Genomic DNA, 8,536 nt, shown 5'->3' with positions numbered 1-8,536 from the left:
GCAGAGGAGTGCCAAAAGCTGATTGAAGCAGTAATGAAGCCTGATGAAGCAGTCAGGTACATAGTTGCTCTGGGCAAAAGAAAAGTGCTCTTCGACCTGCTGTATGACAGGATCGAAAAGCACGTCAGGAGGGAGAAATAATGCTGAACGAGATTGAAGAATTCAAGGCTTACACGGGCAAGCCTGTTTACAAATGCAGCGGAAAGCGTGACATTTCCTTCCTCGGCCGTTTCAGCTTTGAAATGATGAAGGACTTCACGGGTCTGAGCCGTGTGCTGACTATAATCGCTCGGGGATATATGTTCAGAAACGGCACTCCTGATATCGACTATGCACGGAGAGCTCTGTGTGCATGGTGCAGTATCCCCGACAAAAAAACTGCCGCTCCGAAGGAGGAGTGGCAGTTCAGGACTGATTTCAGTGATTTGCATGAGGAGTTTCCCGAATTGGTGGATAAGACGGGAAAAGGCTGGTTTTACAGGCACGTCCACAAGGTCGAAAAGTTCATCACCAAGAACAGCGAAAACATGAGCAAGACTACTCTCTCCAACGCTGAGCCGCTGAAAACTAAATTTGACGCTGTATGGAGAGATAAAGTGAAGCAGTATCAGGTGTCGCTCTATTCGCCCGATACAAAGGGCGCGTGGGTTCTGCGGTTTGATGATGTGCTTGCGGATGCTTTGGAGCTCGGACCGCCGGCGGATAAGACCGTTTCCTTATCTGATGATGAAAAGGCACATATAAAGGCACTGCTGCCCGACGGTCTGCCGTATGAAGTGGCTGAGACAGTCATCGCATACTGTGTTGCCAACAAGCCCGATGATTCGGATTATGTCATTCTGCCTGTTTCCAACTTTGATGCTTACTTCGGAAATACCAGCTTCAGCCACAAGTGGCTCAATTTGTTCCCTGATACGTTGCTTGAAAGGGAGAAGCAGAGCTTTGGGGTGTGTAGGGTGAATATCACTTTGTAACCAATATTAAAACTCAAAAATGTAGCATATAATATGCTGCATTTTTATTTTGTTATGATACTAAGTAGTTTGTCATAGGTGTCTATTACTTCATAAACAACATCATTACCACTTATTGTCTTAAAGTGTTTTTCTGCACAACGTATTTTTGCTCTTTCTAACGGCGAAATATGTCCAAATTCAAGAGATTCAAGTGAGCCCTTTGTTTCTGCTACAAAGTAAATATGCTTTACTGTACCTTCATAGAAAGCGATAGCCCAATCAGGATTATACTTTCCAACAGGTGTTGAAATATAGAATCCATTTGGCAGTTTAACATACACCGCAACATCCTTGTTTGTATCAAGTTCGGTTGCAAAATTATACTCATTGGTACTGTCATATACGATATAATTGTAAAGGTGCTTCTGAGCTTTCATAGCATTGACATTCAGCTTGCCCTTGATAGTTGGCTCAGTAAATACGTCCGTGCCGTAGCGGTCATCAAGCACATGATAAGTAATATGCTCAATAATAGCCGTTGCTTTCTGCTCGTTTATAAGCTGAGCAGATTTGAGGATGAATTCTTCGGGATTGTATTTATACTGCTCGAAAACAGCAGGCTCGATACCTGTCATAATGCAGACAATATCTTTTCTTGTAAGCCCAGTTTCCGCAACAAGTTTGCCTATAAGGTCATATTTCACGCTCTTGTTAGCGGTGATAGTTCTTGTTTCAGTGGCGGACTCGTTTTTCTTCATAGCCTCGCCCTTTTCAAGAGCCTCCTTGGAGTCAATGCCCTCCATAGAGCCTGATTCGATCTTGTAGAATATCTTCTGCACCCTGAGTTTGCTGTTCAGGGCGTTGATAGCATTCTTGATAAGCTCATCAGTCTCAAAATCCACAACATATACGGATTTGGAATTAATCTTCTCCCAAAGAGCTTTAAATTCGGGCATAGCGAGCTTTTTATCATCAACTTTAAGCTCAACATTATTTTTACGGGCATCTTCGGGAAGTGCGGAACGTTCATCATAGATGCTGTCGATTATTTCGATGACAGCTGCCGCACTGTCAGCAACTTCCTCGGCAACCTTAATCTCGCCGTTAGCCTTATCCTCATAGTATTTATCGGTGAGCTGTCCACGTTTAATATATCCGTTGGAGATCATATCCTCATAGATAGCCTGAGCGGTATCATCATCAATGAACTGAGTGTTGCCCTTGCTGTCAACGATCTCTCTGCCTTTGAACAGCTCGGCAGTAACAGCCTTCGGCCTATATGCGACTGCTTCTGCAATCTCGCTCTGCAAGCCTTTAGCAAAGCTGTCATAGCTTTCACTGGCAATAACGGTCAGGACATTGATGTTATGGACTTCATTTCCGAGAACACCTGTGTCCATTCTGTCTCCGTCCTCATTGACGCAAAGTCGCAGACCTCTGCCGACTTCCTGCCGCTTGCGCACTTCACTTGTGGACTGTTTCAAGGTACAGATCTGGAATACGTTAGGATTATCCCAGCCCTCACGGAGTGCCGAGTGCGAGAAGATAAATCGAACAGGAGAACGCTTCGGATCACGGTCAAGGAGCAGTTCCTTGTTTTTCATGATAAGGTCATAAGCCGAAACATCGTCCGAGGTCTGTTCTTTCTTGTCGATCTTGCCGTCTGTCAGCTTGCCCTTTTTGTCAACGGAGAAGTAGCCTGCATGGGTGCTTTCCGCTGTGATTGCATCAAGATAGCGTATGTAATCGTCATCGCCGAACTCACGCTGATAATTCTCAATTACAGCCTTGTATTCTTCTTCAAACATATCTGCATAGATACCATTCACAGGCTGTCCTGATTCATCATACTGCTTGTACTTTGCAACTTCATCAATAAAGAAAAGCGACAACACTTTGATTCCCTTATGGAAAAGCTGTCTTTCACGTTCGATATGAGATACTATCGTTTCATGTATCTGGATACGGCGAATCTGCTCCTCGTCTATGCTGCCCATAATATCACCGAGAAACAGCTTTTTACCGTTGATAAATTCGATATGATCGTCCCTTGCGTCGATTCGTGAAATGGTAAAGCCATTCTTATATTCTTCGCGTTGACCTGAATGGTCATAAATATTAAATCCTTCGTTAACTATACGACTTGTCTGACGTACTGATGTTTTTCCATTCACGTTAAAGCGAATAGTCGCAGTCGGATTTGCACCAGATACGTTGATACTTTCAAGGAAAACAAAACCTTCTGTTCCCGTTGTGCCGCTGGCACTTATGCCCTTGACTGCTATCTTCTTGACGAGCTTTTTATTATAGGCTTCCAGTGCGTCAAGGCGGTAGATCATGTTGTAAATGCTGTCCGACTTATGGGTAGCGGAATAGCGGAGTGTGAGAATAGGCTTGAATTCTTTCAATCGCTCCTTTGTCTGCTTACCCTCAACAGACTGCGGTTCGTCAATAATAAGCACGGGATTTGTCTTTGCTATAATGTCGATCGGGCGGCGAGAACGGAACTCATCGAGCTTCATATAGATACGCCTTGCGTCTTTGCCCTTTGCGTTGAACGCCTGCGAATTGATGATCATAACATTGATATTGCTATCACTTGCAAAGCGGTCAATCTCAGTCAGGCGCGCAGAGTTATAGATGAAAAAGCGTATCTTCTTGCCGTATTCCTCAGCGAAATGCTCCTGCGTGATCTGGAAAGACTTGTACACACCCTCACGGATAGCTACGCTCGGTACAACCACTATAAACTTGCTCCAGCCGTAAGCCTTGTTCAGCTCATACATGGTCTTGATGTAGGTGTAAGTCTTGCCGACACCTGTTTCCATTTCGATCGTGAGGTTATACCGCCCCTCCAGTTTGTCGGACGGCTTTATCTGGTTTGCACGCTGAATTTTGCGGATACGCTCCAGTATCATATCATCGGTCAGTGCAGGGATAAGCTTCTGATTTGCCCAGCCTGTAAATTCCTCGTCGGTATCGGTCAGGCGTGTTTCAGAGCCTCTGTCGATCATGTATGTAGGGGTGAGATAGGGCTGACCTGCGAACACATCAACTACCGCTTTTGCCGCATCAGCCTGAAATTTCTGGTGTTTGAATTGAAGTTTCATTATTCTCTATGCTCCTTGTGACAATTTGAGGATTATCATTTTTGAATATCCGAACAATCCAGACTGGGAAATTATCTGCTGGTAATGCCCCACCTTTGATTATTCTATTTGCTCTTTCAGTAAAAACCATATACTGCATTTCTTCTAACTGTTTAATGTAAGTGGTAAACTGAAATGCAAATGACATTTTTTGTGCCAATCCCATATAAGGATAATCATCTAAAACCGATTCAAGTTCATCAGAAAAAAGTAAAAGAACATCTAACACTTCTTCATTATCCGGTTCATCATAGTCAAAATCGATTGCACAAGTATTTTCCGCATAACTAAACAATTCCTTCCCCGTTGATACATTTATGAGTGATTGAGGTTCAGAATCCTTTGTTATATAGACTCGTATAGATCGCATAGACTCTAAGAATTTTTCCTTTTTTTCAGATACACTTTCCTCTTTAACTTTCTTATACCAATTGTCTCTATGACTGATCAATTCTTTTTCTGTGAATTTCGTTCCCTTTGGATGTGTAGGATCATACTGTCCTACTTCTGCATGGCAGTCAAAGCATAATGGGATAGCATTTTCAAACGTATCATCGCCACCTTTGGCATGATGACGAATATGATGTATTTCCATTTTGTTTCCACAGAATTTATGGCATATACAGCATCTGCGTCCGCAAGCAACCAATGCCTTTATTTTAACTTCGTTCGGAAAAGCCATGTTTCTCCTCCTATCTTATATCACCTTCACTCTTGTATCCGGCGAGAGCATCTTGAAAATCTCGCTGACATTTATCTTCGACGGGCTGTCTGCAAAGCTGTCATCACGGAACACTACTCTCAGCGGCTGACGTTTTGCGATAGTCTTTATGACGCTTTCGGGGATAGCCTTGTCAAAGCAGGCGATCAGGTCGCCCTCATTGTAGGTATGCACCGTCACGCCCTCTATCTGCTCGGAACTGTATGGCATGGACAGCGGCAGACCCCAGTCAAGCAGGCAGCCGAACAGCAAATCAAGGTCGGTTCTGTCCTCTTTGATATTGCTTTCAAAGCCTGCTATCATCTGCTGTGTTGTTGCGGCAGGGGTATAATAAACATCCTGCATATTGGTATCATCAAGTTTCAGAACACGGAAACCTATATCAAGATCGCTTGTTGTAAGCGGACTATCCTCTTTTATCTTCACACCAGCACGGCGAATACGCTCTTTGCCTATATCTGCAATAGTCTTATTTTTCCCTATATAACCTTCTTCAGTAATTGGTTCATCTAATTGTACCATAATATACTTTCTATTACCATTATCCGATTTATTCAATTGCATTACTGCATCAGCAGTTGAAGCTGAACCAGAGAAAAAATCCATTATAAGTGCGTTACTATTTGCTCCTATTGTAATAATCTGTTTAAGCAATCTTGTTGGTTTTGGAGTATCAAACGGTATATTATCTGGAAAAAGAGCTTGTATTTCTCTTTTAGCTTCCTGCGAATGACCAACTTCGCCATGAAGCCAAATTGATCTTGGAACCATACCTGATTGAACGTCAGATAGAAATAGTTTTGTTGCAGGTGCTCCGTCACCATTCATTCCAAACATTATTCGTCCGTCTTTTACCATATTCCAAAAATCTTCTTCAAGCATTCTCCAATGGCTTCCTTTTGGAGGAGATATCTTTTTTCCAGCTGGAGTAGTAATCGTATACATTAGTCCTTCGTGTCGTTCGCCACTTGCAAAAATAGGTCCTAAACGCCAAGGACCTCTGGGATCATTATCTGGATTTTTATATTTATCTGAACTTTCTTCTGTTCTTGGCAGTAGATTTCTAACGTATTTCCACGCATCGCCTGCTAAGGAATAAATCAATACATAGTTATGAGCGGGAGAAATAGCAGCTGCATTACTCCTCCCGTAAAAGTTTTCCCAAATGACCGTCGAAATATAGTTTTTCCCTCCAAAGACCTCATCACATATTTCTTTGAGGTTTGCATATTCGTTATCATCAATTGTAATGAAAATAGAACCGGTAGGCGATAAAAGATTTCTTGCAAGAAGCAATCGTGAATAAATCATTGAACACCAGTCAGAATGAAATCTTCCATTTGCATCGGTATTTTTAAAAAGTCGTTCCCCATCATCGTTTATTTCACCATTTAAAAGTGAGTATTCTTCCTCATTGTAATAAAAGTCATCTCGATAAATAAAATCTGAACCAGTATTGTATGGAGGATCAATAAAAATCATATCAACCTTTTTAAGATAGCTTTCCTGCAAGAGTTTCAGCACTTCAAGGTTGTCGCCCTCGATATAGAGATTTTCGGTGGTGTCCCAGTTCACGCTTTCCTCCACGCACGGACGCAGCGTCTTGCGGATAGGACGGTTAGCCTCAGCGATAGCCGCCTTTTTGCCCACCCATGTAAATTCGTATGCTTCATCGCCCTCGGCAATATCCTCGCTCAGCATAGCACGGAGCATCTCAAAGTTGACAGCCTTTTTCAGCTTGCCGTTCTCGTCTGCCGTTTCCGTGATGCAGTTCGGGAACAGTGCAGCGATCTTTTCTATGTTCATATCCGTAATGTTTGCGGATTCCATTTTCATCTTTTCCATTATAATTTCTCCTCAATTGGTATAGCCTTTTCTCCACTATATTCAAACTTATAAATTTTATAATTATTAAAATTTAAAAGAAATTTCATGCGTCCCGAATCGTCAAAATGAACCCATCTGCATTTCAAATCAAATTTCTCCAAATATCTATGCATAAATCTGTTCTCAAGAATAAAAGAAAGTGTTAGTTGCTTATCTTTAAAATCCTTAAAAAAAGCAGCTTCACCATAGAAAACGATTTCTGAACTCTTACCCGGCATTAATGAATGCTTTTGGTTTTTGATATTATCAAATCCTTCTATTAAATAATCCCGTACGTATTCTTCATCTTCACATTCTAAATCATCAAAATAGAAAGTTAAAAACGATTCAGTTGTATTTGTAATGGTAAGAACTATTCCAATTAAAGGATTATCTTCATCGTCATCTTCTTCAGTTCTTGAACGACCGTCAATTGCAATAAATGTTTTATTGGTTTTTTCTATTTTTTCACCACAGCTAATTGTTCGAGTGGAATAATTTTTAACTATAATAAATGGTCTTATCCTTAGTAAATAATCATTTTTTTCAATATCTAAAACTTTCTGTGATACGTCATTTGCCTGCTTTGTCTGATAAATAGCATACAGGGCAAGCACAGCAGTAACAGCCGCAGAAATAAATGATACTATATAGCCTAACAAACCATCTGCCGTTATTTCTGATTTTTTGTTTGGAGATTCAATATCTATAATAAACGGGGATAATCCTCCTATAATAATAGCTATTACAATAACTACAATTATAAATCGTTTATTTTTTTTAGAAGTAGAATTAGTATCATCAAGTTCCTTTTTCCTTACAGGATTGTTCGCACTATCGGTTTCATTGTTGTATTCACTATCAGTTTTAAGATTAGTATCGTCCATCATTGTTCCTCCATATGTTTCAAAAATTCTTTTAACTGCATTCCTATAGTAAAGGGTTATTTATATATCATCCTGATACTTTTGGAATTAGTTCAAGCATCTCTTTAGCAATATCCTCAGCCGTCATTGTTGCGGTAGTCATTGCCAACTTACTTGCAATAATTGGACTATATTCTGTTACTTCCTTTTTAGTTAAATGGTGCCATATTGGCAGAATAGTCTTACCATTTATGCTTTCGAGTTGAAATAATCCATCCAGTTCAATCTTAGTCCAATACTTGTTTTCTGCAATATAATTGGGTGAAAGAACGATTATACCAAATTTCGACTTTTTTAATCCCTCATCAATCTTTTTTCTCATGGAATCTCCCCATTTGATTTTTGAAGTGTCATACCATACTTTTATACCGAGTGCTGTAAGGGCATTATAAAGTTCGTCTACAAAATCCTCTTTATCTTCCCAGGCATGAGATATAAAAACATCATACTGCTCAATTGAATTGACATCATCTGTAGTTGGATTATAAGTGATAGCTGAAGGTATAGATTGTTTTTCAAGTTCAGCAATCCTGTTTTCATACTCTTTTTTTATATTATCCATGACCTTTTGTTGGGCTTTTTGTTCTTTCTGTTGCTCTTTTTGCAATTTTAAATACGCATCATTGCGTTTGGCTCTTTTGTCTGCTATCTTTTTACCGAACTCAGTACTTTCTGTTGCTGCTTTATTACTTGCTTTATTATGTCGATCTATTTCATTCAACTTACTCTTTATTGTTGTAGCTGATGCATTTTTACTAATTGAAACACTCTCAGCTTTCTTAGATTCATCTGCCGCTTTTTTATCAGCTGCCGCTTTCTTCTTTTCAAGCTCTGCTATTTCTTTATCAAGTGAATTTACTGTGCGTTGATACTGTTCTACGCTCATATCTTATAATCCCCCTATTTAATAAACAACTT

At 40.4% G+C, this 8,536-nt stretch carries 6 protein-coding genes; 1 reads left to right on the top strand and 5 read right to left on the bottom strand.

Annotated elements, in window-relative coordinates; genetic code table 11:
* Positions 1-140: 140 nt before the first annotated feature.
* Positions 141-974 carry a hypothetical protein gene (locus DSZ37_RS11185; RefSeq protein WP_109726987.1) on the top strand — a complete coding sequence of 278 codons (834 nt, stop codon included), beginning with the start codon at positions 141-143 and terminating at the stop codon, positions 972-974.
* Between the two features lie 44 nt (positions 975-1,018).
* Here DSZ37_RS11185 and DSZ37_RS11180 read toward each other — a convergent pair whose 3' ends face one another.
* The 5 genes from DSZ37_RS11180 to DSZ37_RS11160 all read right to left on the bottom strand — a co-directional run bounded on the left by DSZ37_RS11180 (position 1,019) and on the right by DSZ37_RS11160 (position 8,504).
* Complete coding sequence (locus DSZ37_RS11180) at positions 1,019-4,066, bottom strand: type III restriction-modification system endonuclease (protein WP_109726986.1); 3,048 nt, start codon at positions 4,064-4,066, stop codon at positions 1,019-1,021.
* The gene (locus tag DSZ37_RS11175) at positions 4,029-4,787 is read right to left on the bottom strand and encodes an HNH endonuclease (protein ID WP_109726985.1); all 759 of its coding nucleotides are present in this window, start codon (positions 4,785-4,787) and stop codon (positions 4,029-4,031) included. Before DSZ37_RS11175 ends, DSZ37_RS11180 begins: the two co-directional genes overlap by 38 nt.
* Before the next feature lie 15 nt (positions 4,788-4,802).
* The gene (locus tag DSZ37_RS11170) at positions 4,803-6,671 is read right to left on the bottom strand and encodes a site-specific DNA-methyltransferase (protein ID WP_109726984.1); all 1,869 of its coding nucleotides are present in this window, start codon (positions 6,669-6,671) and stop codon (positions 4,803-4,805) included.
* Entirely contained in the window at positions 6,671-7,579 is a 909-nt protein-coding gene (locus DSZ37_RS11165; protein WP_109726983.1) for a hypothetical protein, read from the bottom strand. The genes DSZ37_RS11170 and DSZ37_RS11165 overlap by 1 nt, the downstream gene beginning before the upstream one ends.
* Positions 7,580-7,646: 67 nt before the next feature.
* Positions 7,647-8,504 carry a toll/interleukin-1 receptor domain-containing protein gene (locus DSZ37_RS11160; RefSeq protein WP_109726982.1) on the bottom strand — a complete coding sequence of 286 codons (858 nt, stop codon included), beginning with the start codon at positions 8,502-8,504 and terminating at the stop codon, positions 7,647-7,649.
* Positions 8,505-8,536 lie beyond the last annotated feature (32 nt).

It is taken from the genome of Ruminococcus flavefaciens (genome assembly GCF_900116855.1).
In the GTDB taxonomy this organism is placed as follows: Bacteria; Bacillota; Clostridia; order Oscillospirales; family Ruminococcaceae; genus Ruminococcus; species Ruminococcus flavefaciens_R.
This window is presented reverse-complemented; position numbering and strand designations above follow the sequence as displayed.

What these genes read in the sequence shown, in the direction of transcription:
- DSZ37_RS11180 (WP_109726986.1), bottom strand. Translation starts at nt 4,066, where the DNA reads ATGAAACTTCAATTCAAACACCAGAAATTTCAGGCTGATGCGGCAAAA.
- DSZ37_RS11165 (WP_109726983.1), bottom strand. Translation starts at nt 7,579, where the DNA reads ATGGACGATACTAATCTTAAAACTGATAGTGAATACAACAATGAAACC.
- DSZ37_RS11175 (WP_109726985.1), bottom strand. Translation starts at nt 4,787, where the DNA reads ATGGCTTTTCCGAACGAAGTTAAAATAAAGGCATTGGTTGCTTGCGGA.
- DSZ37_RS11160 (WP_109726982.1), bottom strand. Translation starts at nt 8,504, where the DNA reads ATGAGCGTAGAACAGTATCAACGCACAGTAAATTCACTTGATAAAGAA.
- DSZ37_RS11170 (WP_109726984.1), bottom strand. Translation starts at nt 6,671, where the DNA reads ATGGAAAAGATGAAAATGGAATCCGCAAACATTACGGATATGAACATA.
- DSZ37_RS11185 (WP_109726987.1), top strand. Translation starts at nt 141, where the DNA reads ATGCTGAACGAGATTGAAGAATTCAAGGCTTACACGGGCAAGCCTGTT.